Source organism: Streptococcus intestinihominis (assembly GCF_046824975.1).
Lineage (GTDB): Bacteria > Bacillota > Bacilli > Lactobacillales > Streptococcaceae > Streptococcus.
The window spans coordinates 88,335-108,866 of sequence record NZ_JBKQBL010000003.1 but is presented as its reverse complement, the minus strand read 5'-3'; the positions used below and the strand labels follow the sequence as shown (position 1 = coordinate 108,866).

Genomic DNA, 20,532 nt, shown 5'->3' with positions numbered 1-20,532 from the left:
AGCAAACCGATTGAAGATACGCTCAATCACCTTGTTAGCAAAGACGATCAATACAAGGCCATCACTGCTTACGATGCGAATCGTGAGCTAGCTTACCGCAATATTGCTAAATTGCAACCTTTCTATAATAAAGAATGGATTGTTGACCAAGGGAATAAACTGGCTGCAACTAGTCCTCTCTTGACCAAGGAAGTCTTGTCTGTGACCGCTATGAAGGGCAATGATTTTGTCACTGAACTAGCTGATGCCGACCATATCCTAATCCATTATACCGATAAGACAAAAGATATCTTCAGCATTACACCGAAAGACTCTAAGGTCAAACAAGTCAAAGAGTACAGTGTAGCGGAGCTCGGAGAAGTAGTCTACACGCCGAATATGGTGGACAAAGATCGTAGTGATCTCATTAGTGCCATTGTTGAAAAATTAAGTCCAGTCGAATTGCAATCGGATCCAATCTACACACATCTTGGTAGAACTGGTCCAAACAAGGTCAATGCCATTAAGAACCTTTATCTTGAAGAATCCTTCAAAGAGGTGAAGGATAATTTGACTCACTTTGTGAAACAGTTGGTTGAAAACCAAGACCATCAATTGAACACGGATGAGGCTGCCAAACGGGCCCTTATCAAGAAAGTTGATGACAACAAGGCCGCTGTTCTTCTTGGTTTGTCTTACCTCAATCGTTACTACGGAGTTAAGTTTGATAACTTCAATATCAAGCAGCTCATGTTGTTCAAGCCAGACTTCTATGGGAAGAATGTCGATGTTTTAGACCGTTTGATTGAAATTGGTTCAAAAGAAGACTACATCAAAGGGACTCGTACCCACGATGCTTTCCGAGAAGTTGTGGCTAAATCGACTCTTTCTGGTAACTTAAATGACTTCCTGAAATACAATATGGAGCTCTTTACAAGTGATACAGACTTGAATGATTGGTTCATCAAAGCAACCAAAGACAATGTCTATATTGTGGAACCTGAGACGACCAATCCAGCATTCGCGTCTGCTAAACACAGAGCCTATGAGGGCTTAAACAATGATGTTCACGGTAAAATGATCTTGCCACTCTTGAACTTAAAAGATGCTCATATGTTCTTGATTTCAACCTACAATACCATGGCCTATAGTTCCTTCGAGAAATATGGCAAGAACACGGAAGCAGAACGAACTGTCTTCAAAGCCGAAATTGATAAGGTGGCTAAAGGACAACAGAATTACCTAGATTTCTGGTCACGTCTAGCAACGGATAAGGTACGCAATCAACTCTTGAAGAGCAATAATATGGTGCCGACCCCTGTCCTTGATAACCAAAACTACAAGGGCATTAGTACAGATCGTTATGGTCATACCAACAGTGGTAAAGATGTCGCTCCAATTCGGGAGTTGTATGGTCCAACCGATCGTTACCATGCGACAGATTGGCGGATGGGAGCAGTGGCGCGAATTTACGGAAACCCATATAAAGACGACTCTGTCTTCTTTATGGTGACTGATATGATCAGTGACTTTGGGGTTTCTGCCTTTACCCACGAAACGACGCACGTCAATGACCGCATGGTTTACTTAGGTGGTTGGATACACCGTGAAGGAACCGATATTGAAGCCTTTGCCCAAGGTATGCTCCAAACACCATCCGTATCCAATCCAAATGGGGAATACAAGGCCTTAGGTCTCAACATGGCCTATGAACGTCCTAACGATGGAAACCAATGGTACAATACCAATCCAAATAATCTCACCTCACGCGAGGAGATTGATCGCTACATGAAGGGCTATAATGACACCCTCATGCTTCTGGATTACCTAGAAGGGGAAGCCGTCCTCAACAAAGGCAGTCAGGCATTAAACAATGCTTGGTTCAAGAAGGTTGACAAGCAATACCGAGGGGCTAACACCAAGAATCAATTTGATAAGGTGCGTCCTTTGAGTGATGAGGAAAAAGCCATCACCTTACATACAGTAGATGATCTCATCACCAACAACTTCATGACCAATCGTGGTCCTGGTAATGGAGTCTATAATCCATCTGACTTTGGTTCAGCCTATGTGACTGTGCCGATGATGACAGGTATCTATGGTGGGAACACCAGTGAAGGGGCTCCTGGAGCTATGTCCTTCAAACACAATACCTTCAGGATTTGGGGCTATTATGGCTATGAAAAAGGATTCCTAGGTTATGCTTCAAACAAGTATAAACAAGAGTCCAAACAAGCTGGACTTGCCACTCTAGGAGATGACTTCGTAATTCAGAAGATTTCTGATGGAAGATTCACTACCCTTGAAGATTGGAAGAAAGCATACTTCAATGAAGTTGGGACCAGTGCCAAAAATGGAATGCAGGCTATTGAAGTTGATGGCACTACTTACAGCACTTATGAAGACTTGAAACGTGCATTTGCTGAAGCAGTTGATAAAGATAAGGCTACCCTAAGTAACGGCTCTGTCAAGTTTGACAATACGGTTTCACTGAAAGAAAAAGTCTTTAAGAAATTGCTGCAACAAACAGACAGTTTCAAAACCTCTATTTTTAAATAGAAAGAAAATGCTCATCTGCTCGTCAGGTGAGTTTTTTCTATCCTTGGTAATAATGCCTCCTCTTCTGATGAAAATAATATAAATTTGTGTGAAATACAAAAATAGACAAAGTGTCTAAAGATAATGAGAATCTTTTGAACGCTATTGGCAAGAAGTATTTTAAAAGTGGTGACAGAATCATAGTAAAACGTTTTCTTTCTAAGCAAACATTTGACTATTATATCTTTTAGGAGTAAACTAAGGAGGTAAAATTTATAAAAGGAGAATTCATCATGAATTTAACATTTTTAGGTCTTTGTTTAGCCTGCTTTGGTGTGTCACTTGCAGAAGGTTTGATGATGAGCAATCTGTTCAAATCTGCATCACGTCAACCAGAAATTATTGGTCAATTGCGTAGTCTTTTGATCCTTGGTGTTGCCTTTGTCGAAGGTACTTTCTTTGTAACTTTGGCCATGGCCTTCGTTATTAAATAGACAACTCTATTTAGAAAAGGAGGTGTCAAACCTTGGAAGAAAGTGTGAATCCAACCCTAAATATTGGACCAGTATCCTTTGATTTGACCCTACTTGCCATGTCTCTTGTAACTGTTTTGACGGTCTTTGCCTTTGTCTATTGGGCAAGTCGCAAAATGACCCTTCGTCCAAAGGGCAAGCAAAATGCTCTGGAGATGGTTTATGATTTTGTTATCGGTTTTACCAAGGGAAACATTGGGGAACATTATATGAAGGATTACTCTTTATTTTTGTTTTCTCTCTTTCTCTTTATCTTGGTAGCCAATAATATTGGCTTGATGGCAAAAATTCAGACAACAAACGGTTATAACTTATGGACTTCCCCAACGGCTAACCTTGGATATGACCTATCTCTTTCATTTTTGATCACCCTGATTGCTCATGTGGAAGGAATTCGTCGCCGAGGCATTAAGGAATACTTGAAGGCTTTTGCAACACCAGGATTTATGACCCCGATGAACCTCCTAGAAGAGGTGACCAATTTTGCATCCTTAGCGATTCGGATCTACGGGAATATTTTTGCTGGTGAAGTCTTAGCATCCTTGTTACTAAGCTTGTCGCAACTGGCTTTTTATTGGTATCCAGCAGCCTTTGTTGGAAGCATGTTATGGACAGCCTTTTCGATTTTCATTTCATGTATCCAAGCTTATGTATTTACCATGTTGTCTTCGATGTACATTGGTAAAAAAATAAACGGTGAGGAAGAGTAAGTAGAGGAGGAGTAGAAGATGGATTTAACTATTGGTACCATTATTGGTGACTTTATTCTGATCGCTGGTTCCTTCCTATTACTAATCTTTTTAGTAAAGAAATATGCTTGGGGCAATATTACCAGTATTTTGGATGCGCGTGCTGAAAAAATTACCAATGATATTGATGAAGCAGAAGCAGCTCGTCAAAAAGCTGAGGAACTAGCAAGTAAACGTGAAGAAGAGTTGGCAGGTAGCCGCAAAGAAGCTGCGTCTATCGTCGAAAATGCAAAGGAAACTGCTGAAAAGAACAAATCTCAGATCCTTTCAGAAGCCACTCAAGAAGCAGTACGTTTGAAAGAAAAAGCGCAACAAGAAATTGCGCATAACAAAGAAGAAGCATTGAACAGTATCAAAGGCGATGTGGCAGATCTCACTGTCAGTCTTGCCAGCAAATTGTTGAGCCAACAGCTGGATGCTGAAGGTCAACGTCAACTGATCGATCGCTATCTTGATGAATTAGGAGAAGCCTAATGGACAAAAAGCAACTGATGGTGATTGAGAAATATACCCAGCCTTTTGTTCAATTGGTCTTTGAAAAAGGAGAACAAGATCTTGTCTTTGAAAAATTAACCCAAATCAAGGGCATTTTTGAGGAGACTGGACTTGCTAACTTTTTAGCTCATATCGGTGTAGAGGATGAAGAGAAAGCAAAAAGTCTACGACTTTTTCAACCCTCTGATTCACAATTACTCGACCATTTGATTGAAGTGGTGATTCTCAATCATCGTGAAGCCTTATTTTATGACATTGTAACGATTTGTTTGGAGCAGATTCAATCGCTGAGCAACGCTTTTGTCGTCACTGTTACGACAGTTGCTGGTTTGGATCCCATTCAAGAGCAAAAGCTAGTACCCATTATCGAAAGAAAATTTGGGATTCAAGTTCGCTCGATCCAACAAAAGATCGATCCAGATTTGATTGGTGGTTTTGTGGTTTCAGCAAATCACAAGACCCTAGATACTAGTCTCAAACGTCAATTGCAAGTCATAAAAGCAAATTTGAAATAGAAAGTGGTGTGAATTTTGGCGATTAACGCACAAGAAATCAGCGCTTTAATTAAGCAACAAATTGAAAATTTCCAGCCAAATTTTGACGTCACAGAGACCGGAGTCGTTACCTATATTGGTGACGGGATTGCGCGTGCTCATGGCCTTGAAAATGCAATGAGTGGTGAGTTGTTGATCTTTGAAAACGGCTCATACGGAATGGCGCAAAACTTGGAAACGACGGATGTCGGGATTATCATCCTTGGAGACTTCACGGATATTCGTGAAGGAGACTCGATTCGTCGGACTGGTAAAATCATGGAAGTCCCTGCTGGGGATGCCTTGATTGGTCGGGTTGTCAATCCTCTTGGTCAACCAGTGGATGGCTTGGGAGAGATCGTAACAGATACCTTCCGTCCAGTTGAAACACCAGCTCCTGGTGTTATGCAACGGAAATCTGTCTCAGAACCCCTACAAACTGGTTTGAAAGCCATTGATGCCCTCGTTCCAATCGGACGGGGCCAACGGGAATTGATTATCGGAGACCGTCAAACAGGGAAAACCTCTATTGCCATCGATACCATCTTGAACCAAAAGGATCAAGACATGATCTGTATCTATGTCGCAATTGGACAAAAAGAATCAACGGTTCGGACACAAGTAGAAACACTTCGCAAGTATGGAGCAATGGATTATACCATTGTCGTGACAGCATCAGCCTCACAACCGTCTCCATTGCTATTCCTTGCTCCATATGCAGGGGTTGCTATGGCCGAAGAGTTCATGTACAATGGCAAACACGTTTTGATCGTCTATGATGATTTGTCTAAACAAGCCGTTGCTTACCGTGAATTATCCCTTCTTCTTCGTCGTCCGCCAGGACGGGAAGCCTTCCCAGGGGATGTCTTCTACCTTCATAGCCGTTTATTGGAACGTTCTGCCAAAGTATCAGATGAATTGGGTGGTGGTTCCATCACTGCGCTTCCAATTATTGAAACACAAGCAGGAGATATTTCCGCTTATATCGCAACTAACGTGATTTCGATCACAGATGGACAAATCTTCTTGCAAGATAGCCTCTTTAACTCAGGTATTCGTCCAGCCATCGATGCGGGATCATCTGTCTCACGGGTTGGTGGATCAGCCCAAATCAAGGCCATGAAGAAGGTTGCGGGGACTCTCCGTATTGACCTAGCTTCCTACCGTGAGTTGGAAGCCTTCACCAAGTTTGGTAGTGACTTGGATGCGGCTACTCAAGCTAAGTTGAACCGTGGTCGCCGGACAGTAGAAGTCTTGAAACAACCGGTCCATGAACCATTAACTGTTGAAAAACAGGTGGTGATCTTGTATGCTTTGACACATGGATTCTTGGATAGTGTACCAGTTGATGATATCCTTCGCTTTGAAGAGGAATTGTTTGCCTTTGTAGAAGCACATCATGCAGATATCTTTGAAACCATTCGTACTACCAAAGATCTTCCGAGTGAAGAAACAATGGATGCAGTGATTACTGACTTTGTCAACCAATCAAGTTTCAAATAGAAATAGGAGTGGCAGATGGCAGTTTCTTTAAATGATATCAAAAATAAAATTGCATCGACAAAGAATACCAGTCAAATTACAAATGCTATGCAGATGGTATCTGCTGCCAAACTTGGGAAGTCTGAGCAAGCTGCCAAGGACTTCCAAATATACGCATCTAAGGTTCGTAAACTATTGACCGACCTCTTACATGGACACGAGGCTGAAAATGCTAAGTACCATCCATTTTTAAAGAGTCGTCCGGTCAAAAAGTCTGCTTATATTGTCATCACTTCTGACCGTGGACTCGTGGGAGGCTACAACGCCTCTATCCTCAAGTCTGTCATGGAACTGAAGGAAGAATACCATCCGACAGGTGAGGATTTTGAAGTCATCTGTATTGGAAGTATTGGGGCAGATTTCTTTAGAGCAAGAGGCATCCAGCCGGTTTATGAACTGCGTGGTCTAGCTGATCAACCAAGCTTTGATGAAGTGCGGAAGATCATCACCAAAACAGTCCAAATGTATCAAAATGAATTGTTTGATGAATTGTATGTCTGTTATAATCACCACGTCAACAGTTTGACCAGTCAATTGCGGGTAGAGCAAATGCTTCCGATCATTGACTTGGACCCCAATGAAGCAGATGAAGATTATATCTTGAATCTGGAGTTGGAATCAGACCGCGATGCGATTTTGGATCAATTGCTTCCACAGTTTGCAGAAAGTATGATTTATGGAGCCATCATTGATGCCAAAACAGCTGAAAATGCTGCCGGTATGATGGCCATGCAAACCGCAACAGACAATGCCAAGAAAGTAATTGATGAATTGACCATTCAATACAACCGAGCTCGTCAGGCAACCATTACGCAAGAAATTACGGAAATTGTTGCAGGAGCGAGTGCGCTTGAGTAGTTGATTCGATGCACATTTTAACAATACAAACATAAGCTTGATGGTGTGTATTCACAAGCTTAGAAACTTAATAGAATAGGAGAATGACATGAGTTTAGGCAAAATTTCTCAGGTTGTAGGTCCTGTCGTTGACGTAGCTTTTGCTGCGGGCGATAAACTCCCTGAGATTAATAATGCGCTTGTAGTCTATAAAAATGACCAACAAAAATCAAAAGTCGTTCTTGAAGTAGCTCTTGAACTTGGGGATGGTGTCGTTCGAACCATTGCCATGGAATCAACAGATGGCTTGACTCGTGGGATGGAAGTATTGGACACTGGTCGTCCAATCTCTGTACCTGTCGGAAAAGAAACTCTTGGACGGGTCTTCAACGTCTTGGGAGATACCATTGACTTGGAAGAAGCATTTCCAGAAGATGCTCCTCGTGAATCCATTCATAAAAAAGCTCCATCCTTTGATGAGCTTTCTACTTCAGAAGAAATTCTTGAAACAGGGATCAAGGTCATTGACCTCCTTGCCCCTTACTTGAAAGGTGGGAAGGTCGGCCTCTTCGGTGGTGCCGGAGTTGGGAAGACCGTCTTGATTCAAGAATTAATCCACAACATTGCCCAAGAGCACGGTGGGATCTCTGTATTTACCGGAGTTGGAGAACGGACCCGTGAAGGGAATGACCTTTACTGGGAAATGAAAGAATCTGGCGTTATCGAAAAAACAGCCATGGTCTTTGGACAAATGAACGAACCACCAGGAGCACGGATGCGTGTAGCTTTGACTGGTTTGACCATTGCGGAATACTTCCGTGATGTCGAAGGTCAGGACGTTCTCTTGTTTATCGACAATATCTTCCGTTTCACCCAAGCCGGATCTGAAGTATCAGCCCTTTTGGGACGGATGCCATCAGCCGTTGGTTACCAACCTACTTTGGCAACTGAAATGGGGCAATTGCAAGAACGGATTACCTCAACCAAGAAAGGTTCTGTTACATCGATCCAGGCCATCTACGTGCCAGCCGATGACTATACCGACCCTGCCCCAGCAACAGCCTTCGCCCATTTGGACTCAACCACCAACTTGGAGCGGAAATTGGTACAATTGGGGATCTACCCTGCCGTTGACCCATTGGCATCTAGCTCTCGTGCCCTTTCTCCAGAAATCGTCGGAGAAGAGCACTATGCGGTGGCTTCTGAGGTCAAACGCGTCCTTCAACGCTACCATGAATTGCAAGATATCATTGCTATCTTGGGGATGGATGAATTGTCTGATGATGAAAAGACCTTGGTAGCTCGTGCCCGTCGTATTCAATTCTTCTTGTCTCAAAACTTTAACGTAGCGGAACAATTCACTGGTCAACCTGGTTCTTATGTACCGGTTGCAGAAACTGTACGTGGCTTTAAGGAAATTTTGGATGGGAAACACGACCACTTACCTGAGGATGCCTTCCGTGGTGTCGGTTCGATCGAAGATGTGATTGCAAAAGCTAAAAAAATGGGATTCTAAGAAGAGGTGAAAGATGAGTCAAATGAACGTCCAAATCGTTACACCGGATGGACTGGTTTATGATCATCATGCCGCATTTGTATCTGTCAAGACAATTGATGGTGAATTAGGGATTTTACCTCGTCATATCAATACCATTGCGGTTTTGGCTGTAGACCAAGTCAAGGTCCGTCGGGTCGATGACGAAAAACACATTGATTGGATCGCCGTGAATGGTGGGATTATCGAAGTGGCAGATAATGTCGTTACCATCGTAGCGGATTCGGCGGAACGCGCTCGAGACATTGATATTAGCCGGGCTGAGCGTGCAAAAATGCGTGCTGAAAAAGCCCTTGAAGAAGCCAAAGATCAACATTCTGTTGATATGGAGCGTCGTGCAAAAATTGCCCTTCAACGCGCTATTAACCGGATTAATGTCGGAAATCGATTATAAATACAAAAAGAAGTTGATTGGATCGACTTCTTTTTTTCGCATCTTAAGAATATGAAAGGAAACTTTGTCTTATGGTATAATAGAGATATGATTCAAATGATTTTTACTTTTTGCAGTCACTTATTGTTTATTTCCTTTGCCTACCACCTTCTTTCAACGGTGGTTCAGTGGGAGCGTTTTTTAAAGGTAAGCGCCGATACAGCTGTGAAAATTCGGCTTCTTATTTTATTGATCAGCATTAGTTTAGGCTATTTGACTAGTAGCTTCTTTATCAGTATTTACGAATTCAGTCGGCAACTGTTTAACGGGAACTTTTAGCTTCTTTTTTGATGAATTTATGGTATGATAGTAGTCGTGACTGAATGAAATGGAGTAATAACGAGTATGGATAAAATTATTGTAAATGGTGGTCAAAATCGCCTAGTTGGAACTGTGAAAATCGAAGGAGCAAAGAATGCAGTCCTTCCTCTTTTAGCAGCAACTGTTTTGGCCAGTGAAGGAACAACAACTTTGACCAATGTTCCTGTTTTATCTGATGTCTTTACAATGAACAATGTCGTTCGTGGCTTGAACACACAAGTTACGTTTGATGAAGAAACCAATACTGTAGTCGTTGATGCGACGCAACCATTAACAGAAGAAGCACCTTACAAATATGTCAGCAAGATGCGAGCTTCGATCGTCGTTCTAGGTCCTGTCTTGGCCCGGAATGGTCATGCCAAAGTTTCCATGCCGGGTGGCTGTACCATTGGAAGTCGTCCGATTGATCTCCACCTTAAAGGTCTGGAAGCCATGGGAGCAAAAATCACCCAAACGGCTGGTTACATTGAAGCAAAAGCAGATCGTCTTCGAGGAGCTCATATCTACATGGATTTCCCATCCGTAGGTGCGACGCAAAATATCATGATGGCAGCAACCTTAGCAGATGGAACAACGGTTATTGAGAACGCGGCCCGCGAACCTGAAATCGTGGACTTGGCCTCTCTTTTGAATAAGATGGGTGCTAAGGTACGTGGAGCAGGTACAGAAACCTTGACAATTGTTGGGGTGGATCGCCTGCATGGAGCGGTTCATAATGTCGTTCAAGACCGAATTGAGGCAGGCACTTTCATGGTTGGTGCAGCCATGACAGGTGGAGACGTTTTAATCGAGGATGCTATCTGGGAACACAACCGTCCTCTTCTTTCTAAGATGCAAGAAATGGGTGTTGAAGTAACGGAAGAAGAAAATGGTATTCGCATTCGCTCAGATGTCTCTAAATTGAAACCAGTGACGGTAAAAACCTTGCCTTATCCAGGTTTTCCTACAGATATGCAAGCTCAATTTACTGCTTTGATGGCCATGGCCTCTGGTGAATCGACTATGATTGAAACAGTATTTGAAAATCGTTTCCAACACTTGGAAGAGATGCGTCGGATGGGCTTACACTCAGACATTATGAGAGATACAGCCCGCATCCAAGGTGGAGCTAGCTTACAAGGGGCTGAAGTGATGTCGACAGACTTGCGTGCTAGTGCGACCTTGATTTTAATGGGGCTTGTAGCTGAGGGAGAAACCAAAGTTAGCAAGTTAACACACCTTGACCGTGGATATTTTAAATTCCATGAGAAATTGGTGGCTCTTGGAGCAGATGTACGTCGTGTGAAGGAAGATGATGATGAAAACTAAATTAAAAGCAATTGGAAAACAATTGGGAATCGTCCTATTGGTTCTTACTATTTTAGCGATTGTCTTCGCTCTTGGCTTGGTCATTGGATATGGTATCATTGGTAATGGGAAGGATCCTTGGTCTATTCTCTCGCCAGATACATGGAAGGAAATCCTTCAGAAATTTACAGGTAAGTAACTATTTATCAAAAAGAGGAGCTTGAGATCGTGATCCCAGGCTCTTTCCAATTCAGTAGAAATAGAGGAAATCATTATGGCAAACAATCAAAAGAAACCACTTAAAATGAAAAAATCGGGACAAACCTTACTAGGCTTGGTGGTGGCTGCAGCTCTCTCGATCGGCGGGTATTATTTTAGTCAACCCCAGCCAGTCGCTAGTCACTCTCAAGTTCAAACGGTTGTCACTTCGAGTCAACAAGCAACACCGAGTAAGGAACTAGCAGAGAGTGTTCTGACGGATGGTGTTCGTACGAAACTAGGAAAGAACATTCAATGGAACGAAGCGGGCGCTTTCATTATTAACCAGAACAAAACCAATCTGGATGCAGATGTTGCGAGTCTCCCTTATGCAGATACGAAGACAAAGACTGTAAAAGGACGAGAAATTCCCACAGTTGCCAACGCTTTGATGACCAAGGCGACTCGTCAATACCAAAAGAGAGAGCAGACAGATGTAGATTGGACGCCAGCTGGCTGGCACCAAGTAACCAATTTAGCTGGGGAATACGACCATGCGGTTGATCGGGGACACCTTCTCGGCTATGCCTTGATAGGTAAGCTTGATGGTTTTGATGCCTCAACGAGCAATCCAAAAAATATAGCGGTTCAAACAGCTTGGGCGAATCAAGCTCGTGATAGTTTTTCGACAGGACAAAATTATTATGAGACCATTGTTCGGAAGGCCTTAGACAATAATAAGCGGGTTCGTTATCGAGTGACTCTCCACTATGCATCGGATGATGATTTGGTACCAGTCGGCAGTCAAATTGAAGCAAAATCTAGTGATGGTAGTCTAGAGTTTAATGTTTTTGTTCCAAATGTTCAGAGTGGGATTAGTTTGGATTATCGTACGGGAAAAGTAACAGTGCATCGTTAAGCTAAACGGAAAAGAAGAAGCAAGATAAGAAGGATTCGGTTGGCTTTGTAGTCAACTGAATCTTTTTCTATTCATGACTGCAATCTTTAGTTTATTTTAAGAAAACTAAGGTATACTATTCTCTTCTAGACCTAAACAGAGGTCTTCCCAAGGAAAGGAGGAGCTTGTGAGAACTATTATAGCCATGATTCGTTTTCTAATACGGGCCATTTGGAGTCTTATTTGGGGCTTGTTTTGGACCCTAGCTCTCAGTTTTGCCCTAGTAGTTGGTGTTCTGTTCTTTAGTGGTAAAACCGGTAGTGGGATAGACGGCGTCAGTCGTGCGGCCCAAACGGTTGTCACGCAGGTGGATGCTTACTTTCATCGAACTGGTCCTATGCTAAGTCAAGGGAGCCCATCTGCTCAAGAAGGCCTAGCAACTGATGGCCATACCTCTACAGGAGCAAGGTGGGATCAGGCAACTGCAAAAGTTTATCTAGATCCTGCGATGGATGAGACCTTTACCCTTGCTTATGAGGAAGCGCTTGAGTCTTGGAATCAGACAGGGGCCTTCACTTTCCAACTTGTCACCAGTGAAGAAGAGGCGGATATCCTCCTAACAGAGATGGATGATAGCACGGTTTCTGCAGCAGGTGAGGCAGAATCCCAGACCAATGTTTTAACCCATCGATTCAAACGTGTGATTGTTCGTTTGAATCGCTATTACCTATTAAATAAGCAGTACAACTATTCCCATCAACGGATTGTGAATACAGCTGAGCATGAACTAGGCCATGCCATTGGTTTGGACCATAATGAGGAAGAGTCCGTCATGCAGTCGGCTGGTTCCTTTTATAGCATCCAAGCGAGGGATATTGAAGCTGTTCGTCAACTATATAAGGAGTCAGAATGATCAAACGGATACTGTATCTTATTCGAACCTTTCCAGAACAAGTGGCACTCTTTGTGTTTAACTCTGGAATCTTTCTTTGGATATCCCAAAAAGGGCAAGTAATTTCCCATGAATTAGGCATTCAACAGGCTTGGGAAAATTATGCTCCTGAGGGAGTCCGTCAATTTTTCGGGAACAATAGGGAAGCTGTTCAAGCTTTCTTCTCCCATTCGGCCATTACTTGGCTGATTGGCTCCATGATTATCCTGCTTGTGATTCGCTTTGTGAAGGGCGTCATCAAATGGGGCTTGTTTTTGCTAGTGATTGGCACCGGGCTTTTCCTAGCCTATCAGTACAGTCAAATGGCTTCCAATGTCTCAGCGATTTAAAAAGTGAAGAAAGGTCAAGCGCGTCTAGCGTTTGGCCTTTTCTTCAATTGTCAATTTGTCAAAAGTAAGGTACAATGAAACTATGATTATTTTACAAGCCAACAAAATTGAACGCTCTTTTGCAGGGGAGGTTCTTTTTGATAACATTAGCCTGCAAGTGGATGAACGGGACCGGATTGCCCTGGTCGGAAAGAATGGAGCTGGCAAGTCGACGCTCTTAAAAATCTTGGTGGGAGAAGAAGAGCCGACTTCTGGGGAAATCAATAAAAAACGGGACCTTTCCCTCTCATATCTCGCTCAAGATAGTCGCTTTGAGTCGTCCAATACTATCTACGATGAGATGCTTCATGTCTTTGACGACCTCCGAAAGACAGAGAAAGCCTTGCGTCAGATGGAGTTTGCGATGGGGGAAACAACTGGCGCTGACTTAGAAAAACTCATGCAGGACTATGACCGTCTATCGGAAGAATTCCGTCAGGCAGGTGGCTTCACCTATGAAGCAGATATCCGTGCGATTCTCAACGGCTTCAAGTTCGATGAGTCCATGTGGCAGATGAAGATTGAAGAGCTGTCTGGAGGGCAAAATACCCGTCTAGCTCTGGCCAAGATGCTCTTGGAAAAACCAAATCTCTTGGTACTGGACGAGCCGACCAACCACTTGGATATTGAGACCATTGCCTGGTTGGAAAATTACTTGGTCAATTATAGCGGGGCCCTTCTCATTGTCAGCCACGACCGGTATTTCTTAGACAAGGTCGCAACCATTACTTTGGATTTGACCAAGCATTCTTTGGATCGCTATGTCGGCAATTACTCCAGTTTTGTCGAGCAAAAAGAGCAAAAACTCCTGACCGAAGCCAAGAACTACGAGAAGCAACAAAAAGAAATCGCTGCTCTCGAAGACTTTGTTAATCGCAATTTAGTGCGGGCTTCGACCACCAAGCGGGCCCAGTCTCGTCGCAAGCAGTTGGAAAAAATGGAGCGCCTAGACAAGCCCGAAGCTGGGACCAAGTCTGCCCATATGACCTTCCATTCTGATAAGACCTCTGGCAATGTCGTTTTGACAGTAGAAGAGGCAGCTGTCGGCTATGACGATCAAGTCCTATCAGAGCCCATCAATCTGGATATCCGCAAGATGAATGCGGTCGCTATTGTAGGACCAAATGGGATCGGGAAATCGACTCTTATCAAGTCCATCGTTGGACAGATTCCTTTTATCAAAGGAGAAGCCCGTTTTGGGGCCAATGTCGAGGTAGGCTACTATGACCAGACCCAAAGTAAGCTAACCCCTCACAACAGTGTTTTGGATGAACTCTGGAATGACTTTAAGCTAACACCAGAAGTGGAAATTCGCAATCGCCTGGGAGCCTTCCTTTTCTCTGGGGACGATGTCAAGAAAACCGTCGGCATGCTGTCAGGTGGAGAGCGGGCGCGCCTGCTCTTGGCTAAACTATCCATGGAGAATAACAACTTTTTGATTCTCGATGAGCCGACCAACCACTTGGACATCGATAGCAAGGAAGTGCTGGAAAATGCCTTGATTGATTTTGACGGGACTCTTCTCTTTGTCAGCCACGACCGCTACTTTATCAATCGGGTAGCCACCCAAGTCTTAGAACTCTCAGAAGAGGGTTCAACTCTTTACCTAGGAGACTATGATTATTATCTGGAGAAAAAAGCAGAGTTAGAGGCCCTTGCTGTAGCGCAAGCAGAAGCTGTGCCCGCTGCTTCAATGGAAGAAGTCACCAGCAATGATTATCACTTGCAAAAGCAAAACCAAAAGGAACTCCGTAAAATCACTCGTCGCATTGAGCAATTGGAAGCGGAGATGGAAGAGCTGGATCAAAAAATTCAAGCCATCACCGAAACCATGCATAGCACCAATGATGCAGAAGATTTAGTTCAATTGCAGAGTGAGATGGACAAACTGACAATTCAGCAGGAAGCGGTTATGGAAGAGTGGGCAGAACTGTCAGAGCAGGTGGAATAGATGGAAAATCTAGCGGAGAAAGTGTAGTTTTCTAATTTGCCTAAGGAGAACATTATGACGGCTGAAAATGATTGGTTTATGAAGCAGATTAAAGGTGTAGCCGATATAATTGGTACAACTCTGCGCCTACAGATTCAGAATTTAGATTTGGGGCAGTATGAGGATGAGGAAGGAAGACTCATCAACGGGGCTCACTATCTTCAGCAAGTTTTAGAAGAGCAGCGCTTTGCAGAGGCCATTTCTTTTGTTGAAGAGCAGATGAAACGCCTACCTCTTCATCAGTATGATCTATTGGTTGATTGGCTGATTTCTTACTTAAGGCAATTAGATTTTTCCGTGAAAGAGGATCACGGATTCTACGAAGGATACTTGCAAGAGTTAGAAAGGTCCTTAAAGGAATTTAAGTGGTAATCAAATGGAAGATTTAGGAAAAGTTTTTCGTGAATTTCGAATGAGTAAAAATTATTCCTTGAAAGAAGCTGCAGGAGAAGCCTGCTCGACCTCTCAGTTATCCCGTTTTGAATTGGGCGAATCAGATCTGGCTGCGTCGCGCTTCTTTGACATTTTGGACAATATCCATGTGACGATTGAGAATTTCATGGATAAGGCCAGAAATTTTCAACACCATGAGCATGTGGCCTTGATGGCTCAGATTATTCCGCTTTACTATGCAAATGATATTGCTGGTTTTCAAAGGCTTCAAGGAGAACAACTTGAAAAGGCTAAACGTTCGACCAATCCCCTCTATTTTGAATTGAATTGGATTTTGTTACAAGGGCTGATTTGCCAGAGAGATGCCAGCTACACGATGAAGCAAAGTGATCTGGAAAAGGTGGCGGACTATCTCTTTCAAACGGAAGAATGGACCATGTATGAGTTGATTCTCTTTGGCAATCTTTATAGCTTTTATGATGTGGATTATGTCACTCGGCTTGGTAGAGAAGTGATGGAGCGGGAAGATTTCTACAAGGAAATTGGTCGCCATCGAAAACTGGTCTTGATTCTAGCCCTCAATTGCTACCAGCATTGTCTAGAACATCATTCTTTTGAAAATGCCAGCTATTTTGAAGCCTATGTGGAAAAGATTATCGGCAAGAGCATCAAACTTTACGAACGCAATGTCTTTCATTACCTCAAGGGCTTTGCCCTCTATCAGAAGGGGCAAACAGAAGAAGGTAGTCAGCAAATGCAAGAGGCTATGCATATTTTTGATGTGCTAGGTCTTCCAGAGCAGGTAGCTTATTATCAAGAACACTTTGATAAATTTGTAATAGATGAATGTTCCTAAATAGGAGAGAGATAAGGGAGATTTTATGAACCGACATGCGGTCCAATTAATTAGTCGTGGAGCGATTACCAAAATTGGAAATATGCTCTATGATTATGGGAATAGTGTCTGGCTGGCCTCAATGGGGACTATAGGAAAGACGGTATTAGGAATCTATCAGATTTCTGAGTTAGTGACAGGGATCCTCGTGAATCCTTTTGGAGGGGTGATTTCAGACCGTTTTTCTCGTCGCAAGATTTTGATGACGACCGACTTGGTGTGTGGTCTCCTGTGTTTGGCGATTTCTTTTATTAGAAATGATCATTGGATGATTGCGGCTCTGATTGTTGCCAATATTGTTCAGGCCATTGCCTTTGGTTTTTCTCGACCTGCCAATAAAGCCATTATTACAGAAGTTGTGGAGAAAGAAGAGATTGTAACCTATAATGCGCACTTGGAGCTGGTCTTACAAGTTGTTAGTGTCAGTTCTCCCGTGTTTTCTTTCCTAGTTCTACAATTTGCCAGTCTCCATGCGACCCTCTTACTAGATGCGCTGACCTTTTTCATTGCCTTTGTCCTAGTGGCATTCCTTCCGAAAGAAGTAGCAAAGGTTCAAGAAAAGAAACAGTTTACGAGGAAAGATATTTTTTCTGATATCAAGGAGGGGTTAGACTATATCTGGCATCAGAAAGACATTTTCTTTCTCTTGTTGGTGGCTTCCGGCGTTAATTTCTTTTTTGCGGCTTTTGAGTTTTTACTTCCATTTTCCAATCGACTCTACGGGGGCAAGGGGGCTTATGCGACCATCTTAACATTGGGAGCTATTGGATCTATTCTAGGAGCACTTGTTGCCAATAAAATTACATCAAGTATGAAAATTCTCCTGTTTTTACTGATCATGGCAGGGGTCGGAGTGTTCATGATGGGCTTGCCTCTTCCGACTTATCTTTCCTTTTCGGGAAATCTGGTCTGTGAATTTTTTGTGACCATTTTCGACATCCACGTTTTTACTCAAGTGCAAACCAAGGTGGAAGATGATTATCTGGGGAGAGTCTTGAGTACGATTTATACTTTGGCTGTTCTCTTTATGCCCATCGCCAAAGGTTTGATGACTTGGTTGCCAAGTGTCCGCATGGAATCATTTCTTTTTATTGGAGCTGGAGTTATTCTCTTTTCACTCTTGGCTCAGCTAGTAGCTAAGCAGCTTCAATCAAAAGAACAGTAGGATCCTTTTTATAAAATTGTAATTTATTATTTTTCCCAAATAAGGGACAAAATGAAAACCTCTTTCATGAACTGATACAATAGTTTCAGAAAATGAAGGAGGTTTTTTATGAATCGACATGCAGTCCAATTAATTGCTCGTGGGGCGATCAATCGAATGGGAAATATGCTCTATGATTATGGGAATAGTGTCTGGCTGGCCTCGATGGGGACTATAGGAAAGACAGTATTGGGGATTTATCAGATTTCTGAACTTGTCACCTCTATTTTAGTCAATCCCTTTGGTGGCGTGATCTCAGACCGTTTTTCCCGTCGCAAGATTTTGATGACAACCGACTTGGTTTGTGGTCTCCTTTGTTTAGCGATTTCCTTTATCAGGAACGATCGTTGGATGATTGCAGCCTTGATTGTTGCCAATATTGTCCAGGCCATTGCCTTTGCATTTTCTCGTACGGCCAACAAAGCCATTATCACTGAAGTCGTAGAGAAGGATGAGATTGTGACCTATAATGCACGCTTGGAGTTGGTCTTACAGGTTGTCGGTGTTAGCTCACCTGTGTTCTCTTTCCTTGTTTTACAATTTGCCAGTCTCCATGCGACCCTCTTACTGGATGCGCTGACCTTTTTCATCGCCTTTGTCCTAGTGGCATTCCTTCCGAAAGAAGAAGCAAAGGTTCAAGAAAAGAAACGGTTCACAGGAAAAGATATTTTTTCGGATATCAAGGATGGATTGCACTATATCTGGCATCAGAAAGAGATTTTCTTCCTTCTCTTGGTGGCTTCCAGCGTCAATTTCTTTTTTGCAGCTTTTGAGTTTTTACTTCCCTTTTCGAATCGACTCTACGGGGTCAAGGGCGCTTATGCGACCATCTTAACTTTGGGGGCTATTGGCTCCATCATCGGAGCCTTGATCGCCAATAAATTTAAATCAAGCATGGAGATGCTTCTCTTCTTATTGATCTTAACAGGAGTAGGAGTATTCATGATGGGTTTGCCTCTTCCTCCTCTTCTATCCTTTTCTGGAAATTTAGTCTGTGAACTCTTTATGACGATTTTTAATATCCACTTTTTTACCCAAGTGCAAACCAAGGTGGAAGGAGACTATCTGGGCAGGGTCTTAAGCACTATTTTTACCCTGGCCATTCTCTTTATGCCCATCTCTAAAGGCTTGATGACTTGGTTACCAAGTGTCCGCATGGTATCTTTTCTTTTCATTGGTGCTGGCGTTATTCTCTTTTCACTCTTAGCTCAAGTAGTCGCCAAGCAGTTACCATCAAAAAATCATTAGATCAGCATGAAGAGGCTGGGACAAAAGTCCTAGCCTCTCAATTGTCTTTGGATTGTCGAGCAAGACGCAGTGGTTGAGTGGGCTCTACTACGCTGATTTCATCAGCTTTTACAGCCCTACTCAACTGTGCGGATGTGGGACGACGAAATCGAATTCTAACGAATGACCGATTTCTGTCCCACTCTCAGTTTTCGATTTGTTTGATTTTTTCTTCTTTATCACCTGACATCTTTTGTCCTAGTTGTTTTTTCGCGGTTTTTAACTCATGTTTTAATGAGAAATTTTTTGGAAGGCTGACTAAGAAAGTCACCAGCGAACCAAGAAGGACACAAACCAGAATCAAAATGATGAGAGGGAGTTTAAATTGGACCAGCAAAAAGTTCACAGTCACCGTTTGCATATTGGCCAAGGAAATAATCGCAATAAGCAAGACTGCAATCAGTAGTGCAACATATTGTAGTTTTCGTTTATTCATTTTGTCTCCCTATTCTTCTAATTCAGCTTTGCTTTTCACATCAGTATATTCTTCCGCCTTTTCAAGGCTTAAGATATCATCGTAAGTGGCTAAGACGATGTCTTGTCCATATTTTTTCTTTAGAGCTGTTGTCACCAAGCGATAGGCCAAATTGGCGTTGCGAGAGAGAATAGGACCGTGGAAGTAGCTGCCAAAGACGTTTTTGTAATGAACCCCTTCACAACCATCTTCTTTATTGTTCCCATTTCCGTAGATAACCTTGCCCAGCGGTTTTTCATCCTCTGCCAAGAAGGTGCGACCTTGATGGTTCTCAAAACCATAGTAGGTTTCATTGAACTCTTCATTATGGATCTTGATGTCGCCAATATAGCGATTGTTTTCTTGGTTGAGAGTGTAATGCCCCATAATACCAAGGCCCTCAATGCGTTTGCCAGAAGCTTCAATATAGTACTGGCCTAGAAGCTGAAAGCCACCACAAATAGCAAGGACTACACCATCTTCATCAATAAAGCGCTCGATGTCTTCTTTTTTATCTGCTAGATCTTCTGATACAATGGTCTGTTCGTAGTCTTGGCCTCCACCGAAAAAGGCGATATCGTAGGTATCTGGATCAAAGCGGTCTTTGAGAGAAACGATATCCACAGTGACATGAGCACCAAGTTTCTCCGCAACGTACTTGAGCATGAGGATATTTCCATTGTCCCCATAAGTATTCATCAGATTCCCATAAAGATGGGCAATTCTCAATTCGTACTGGTAGTTTTCCTGATCAGGGGATTGTAGTGAAGTGTAGGTCATTAATTCATCTCCTTTTCAATCAGGTGTTCTTGGGCCAAAATCTCACGGAATTCAAGCATGGCCGTATAGGTGGCTAAGATATAGGCGTGAGGAGTTTCCTGTTGCTGGATGCGTTGGAAGACCTCTTTTAATTCAGCCATTTCTGTGATCTTTTCAGCAGGATAGCCTGTAACCCGAAGTCGTCGGGCAATTTCAGAGTGGCGTACCCCTCCGGCGTTGATCTCTGGGATGTCCATCTTGGTGATTTGCTCAAAGTCCGCATCCCAGATCCAGCTAGTGTCGATCCCATCAGCATAGTTAGCATTGAGGAG

Annotated in this window: 23 protein-coding genes; 20 read left to right on the top strand and 3 right to left on the bottom strand. The window is 42.9% G+C overall.

Annotation, left to right across the window (positions count from 1 at the left end; genetic code table 11):
• The 20 genes from ACLOR3_RS05655 to ACLOR3_RS05560 all read left to right on the top strand — a co-directional run.
• Window positions 1–2,538, top strand: a 2,538-nt coding sequence (locus ACLOR3_RS05655; RefSeq protein ID WP_412037064.1) for a ZmpA/ZmpB/ZmpC family metallo-endopeptidase, incomplete at its 5' end; no start/stop codon positions are given.
• A gap of 272 nt (window positions 2,539–2,810) precedes the next feature.
• Window positions 2,811–3,011: a F0F1 ATP synthase subunit C gene (locus ACLOR3_RS05650; protein ID WP_023022742.1), complete on the top strand. Its 201-nt coding sequence runs from the start codon at window positions 2,811–2,813 to the stop codon at window positions 3,009–3,011.
• A gap of 32 nt (window positions 3,012–3,043) precedes the next feature.
• Window positions 3,044–3,760, top strand: a complete 717-nt coding sequence (atpB, locus tag ACLOR3_RS05645) for a F0F1 ATP synthase subunit A (RefSeq protein ID WP_048717198.1) — start codon at window positions 3,044–3,046, stop codon at window positions 3,758–3,760.
• Between the two features lie 18 nt (window positions 3,761–3,778).
• Window positions 3,779–4,273 (top strand): F0F1 ATP synthase subunit B, encoded by a 495-nt coding sequence (atpF, locus tag ACLOR3_RS05640; protein ID WP_411400473.1) that lies wholly within the window; start codon window positions 3,779–3,781, stop codon window positions 4,271–4,273.
• Window positions 4,273–4,809, top strand: a complete 537-nt coding sequence (locus ACLOR3_RS05635; protein WP_411400471.1) for a F0F1 ATP synthase subunit delta — start codon at window positions 4,273–4,275, stop codon at window positions 4,807–4,809. Before atpF ends, ACLOR3_RS05635 begins: the two co-directional genes overlap by 1 nt.
• Before the next feature lie 15 nt (window positions 4,810–4,824).
• A complete protein-coding gene (atpA, locus tag ACLOR3_RS05630; RefSeq protein ID WP_411400469.1) occupies window positions 4,825–6,330 on the top strand; it encodes a F0F1 ATP synthase subunit alpha in 1,506 nt (501 codons plus the stop codon).
• Window positions 6,331–6,345: 15 nt separating this feature from the next.
• A complete protein-coding gene (locus tag ACLOR3_RS05625) occupies window positions 6,346–7,227 on the top strand; it encodes a F0F1 ATP synthase subunit gamma (RefSeq protein WP_195324135.1) in 882 nt (293 codons plus the stop codon).
• Window positions 7,228–7,315: 88 nt separating this feature from the next.
• Window positions 7,316–8,722, top strand: coding sequence for a F0F1 ATP synthase subunit beta (gene atpD, locus ACLOR3_RS05620; RefSeq protein WP_411400468.1), 1,407 nt, complete (start codon window positions 7,316–7,318; stop codon window positions 8,720–8,722).
• Between the two features lie 13 nt (window positions 8,723–8,735).
• Complete coding sequence (locus ACLOR3_RS05615) at window positions 8,736–9,155, top strand: F0F1 ATP synthase subunit epsilon (protein ID WP_411400467.1); 420 nt, start codon at window positions 8,736–8,738, stop codon at window positions 9,153–9,155.
• Between the two features lie 87 nt (window positions 9,156–9,242).
• Window positions 9,243–9,473 (top strand): DUF1146 family protein, encoded by a 231-nt coding sequence (locus tag ACLOR3_RS05610; RefSeq protein ID WP_154858505.1) that lies wholly within the window; start codon window positions 9,243–9,245, stop codon window positions 9,471–9,473.
• Between the two features lie 66 nt (window positions 9,474–9,539).
• The gene (gene murA / locus ACLOR3_RS05605; RefSeq protein ID WP_006596619.1) at window positions 9,540–10,823 is read left to right on the top strand and encodes a UDP-N-acetylglucosamine 1-carboxyvinyltransferase; all 1,284 of its coding nucleotides are present in this window, start codon (window positions 9,540–9,542) and stop codon (window positions 10,821–10,823) included.
• Window positions 10,813–11,001 (top strand): DNA-directed RNA polymerase subunit beta, encoded by a 189-nt coding sequence (locus tag ACLOR3_RS05600; protein ID WP_023022752.1) that lies wholly within the window; start codon window positions 10,813–10,815, stop codon window positions 10,999–11,001. Before murA ends, ACLOR3_RS05600 begins: the two co-directional genes overlap by 11 nt.
• 75 nt (window positions 11,002–11,076) lie before the next feature.
• Window positions 11,077–11,919, top strand: coding sequence for a DNA/RNA non-specific endonuclease (locus ACLOR3_RS05595; protein ID WP_411400464.1), 843 nt, complete (start codon window positions 11,077–11,079; stop codon window positions 11,917–11,919).
• Window positions 11,920–12,085: 166 nt separating this feature from the next.
• Window positions 12,086–12,811 (top strand): matrixin family metalloprotease, encoded by a 726-nt coding sequence (locus ACLOR3_RS05590; protein WP_195214068.1) that lies wholly within the window; start codon window positions 12,086–12,088, stop codon window positions 12,809–12,811.
• Window positions 12,808–13,179, top strand: a complete 372-nt coding sequence (locus ACLOR3_RS05585) for a hypothetical protein (protein WP_411400463.1) — start codon at window positions 12,808–12,810, stop codon at window positions 13,177–13,179. Before ACLOR3_RS05590 ends, ACLOR3_RS05585 begins: the two co-directional genes overlap by 4 nt.
• An 82-nt stretch (window positions 13,180–13,261) precedes the next feature.
• Complete coding sequence (locus ACLOR3_RS05580; RefSeq protein WP_411400462.1) at window positions 13,262–15,169, top strand: ABC-F family ATP-binding cassette domain-containing protein; 1,908 nt, start codon at window positions 13,262–13,264, stop codon at window positions 15,167–15,169.
• Between the two features lie 54 nt (window positions 15,170–15,223).
• Window positions 15,224–15,580, top strand: coding sequence for a hypothetical protein (locus ACLOR3_RS05575; protein WP_411400461.1), 357 nt, complete (start codon window positions 15,224–15,226; stop codon window positions 15,578–15,580).
• Between the two features lie 4 nt (window positions 15,581–15,584).
• Window positions 15,585–16,457 carry an XRE/MutR family transcriptional regulator gene (locus ACLOR3_RS05570; protein WP_411400460.1) on the top strand — a complete coding sequence of 291 codons (873 nt, stop codon included), beginning with the start codon at window positions 15,585–15,587 and terminating at the stop codon, window positions 16,455–16,457.
• A gap of 25 nt (window positions 16,458–16,482) precedes the next feature.
• Window positions 16,483–17,661 (top strand): MFS transporter, encoded by a 1,179-nt coding sequence (locus tag ACLOR3_RS05565; RefSeq protein ID WP_411400459.1) that lies wholly within the window; start codon window positions 16,483–16,485, stop codon window positions 17,659–17,661.
• 108 nt (window positions 17,662–17,769) lie between these two features.
• A complete protein-coding gene (locus ACLOR3_RS05560) occupies window positions 17,770–18,948 on the top strand; it encodes an MFS transporter (RefSeq protein WP_411400458.1) in 1,179 nt (392 codons plus the stop codon).
• A gap of 184 nt (window positions 18,949–19,132) precedes the next feature.
• Here ACLOR3_RS05560 and ACLOR3_RS05555 read toward each other — a convergent pair whose 3' ends face one another.
• The 3 genes from ACLOR3_RS05555 to ACLOR3_RS05545 all read right to left on the bottom strand — a co-directional run.
• Window positions 19,133–19,423, bottom strand: a complete 291-nt coding sequence (locus tag ACLOR3_RS05555) for a LapA family protein (RefSeq protein ID WP_048689338.1) — start codon at window positions 19,421–19,423, stop codon at window positions 19,133–19,135.
• Between the two features lie 9 nt (window positions 19,424–19,432).
• Complete coding sequence (gatD, locus tag ACLOR3_RS05550; protein ID WP_411400457.1) at window positions 19,433–20,221, bottom strand: lipid II isoglutaminyl synthase subunit GatD; 789 nt, start codon at window positions 20,219–20,221, stop codon at window positions 19,433–19,435.
• Window positions 20,221–20,532, bottom strand: a 312-nt coding sequence (locus ACLOR3_RS05545; protein WP_412037063.1) for a DUF1727 domain-containing protein, incomplete at its 5' end; no start/stop codon positions are given. The genes gatD and ACLOR3_RS05545, both read right to left, overlap by 1 nt.

Excerpts from the sequence above, each read along its gene's own strand:
- ACLOR3_RS05585 (WP_411400463.1), top strand. The coding sequence starts at position 12,808 with ATGATCAAACGGATACTGTATCTTATTCGAACCTTTCCAGAACAAGTG.
- ACLOR3_RS05565 (WP_411400459.1), top strand. The coding sequence starts at position 16,483 with ATGAACCGACATGCGGTCCAATTAATTAGTCGTGGAGCGATTACCAAA.
- ACLOR3_RS05595 (WP_411400464.1), top strand. The coding sequence starts at position 11,077 with ATGGCAAACAATCAAAAGAAACCACTTAAAATGAAAAAATCGGGACAA.
- ACLOR3_RS05615 (WP_411400467.1), top strand. The coding sequence starts at position 8,736 with ATGAGTCAAATGAACGTCCAAATCGTTACACCGGATGGACTGGTTTAT.
- ACLOR3_RS05635 (WP_411400471.1), top strand. The coding sequence starts at position 4,273 with ATGGACAAAAAGCAACTGATGGTGATTGAGAAATATACCCAGCCTTTT.
- atpF (WP_411400473.1), top strand. The coding sequence starts at position 3,779 with ATGGATTTAACTATTGGTACCATTATTGGTGACTTTATTCTGATCGCT.
- ACLOR3_RS05580 (WP_411400462.1), top strand. The coding sequence starts at position 13,262 with ATGATTATTTTACAAGCCAACAAAATTGAACGCTCTTTTGCAGGGGAG.
- ACLOR3_RS05570 (WP_411400460.1), top strand. The coding sequence starts at position 15,585 with ATGGAAGATTTAGGAAAAGTTTTTCGTGAATTTCGAATGAGTAAAAAT.
- ACLOR3_RS05610 (WP_154858505.1), top strand. The coding sequence starts at position 9,243 with ATGATTCAAATGATTTTTACTTTTTGCAGTCACTTATTGTTTATTTCC.
- ACLOR3_RS05560 (WP_411400458.1), top strand. The coding sequence starts at position 17,770 with ATGAATCGACATGCAGTCCAATTAATTGCTCGTGGGGCGATCAATCGA.
- atpD (WP_411400468.1), top strand. The coding sequence starts at position 7,316 with ATGAGTTTAGGCAAAATTTCTCAGGTTGTAGGTCCTGTCGTTGACGTA.
- ACLOR3_RS05555 (WP_048689338.1), bottom strand. The coding sequence starts at position 19,423 with ATGAATAAACGAAAACTACAATATGTTGCACTACTGATTGCAGTCTTG.
- ACLOR3_RS05650 (WP_023022742.1), top strand. The coding sequence starts at position 2,811 with ATGAATTTAACATTTTTAGGTCTTTGTTTAGCCTGCTTTGGTGTGTCA.
- gatD (WP_411400457.1), bottom strand. The coding sequence starts at position 20,221 with ATGACCTACACTTCACTACAATCCCCTGATCAGGAAAACTACCAGTAC.
- murA (WP_006596619.1), top strand. The coding sequence starts at position 9,540 with ATGGATAAAATTATTGTAAATGGTGGTCAAAATCGCCTAGTTGGAACT.
- ACLOR3_RS05575 (WP_411400461.1), top strand. The coding sequence starts at position 15,224 with ATGACGGCTGAAAATGATTGGTTTATGAAGCAGATTAAAGGTGTAGCC.
- ACLOR3_RS05600 (WP_023022752.1), top strand. The coding sequence starts at position 10,813 with ATGAAAACTAAATTAAAAGCAATTGGAAAACAATTGGGAATCGTCCTA.
- ACLOR3_RS05625 (WP_195324135.1), top strand. The coding sequence starts at position 6,346 with ATGGCAGTTTCTTTAAATGATATCAAAAATAAAATTGCATCGACAAAG.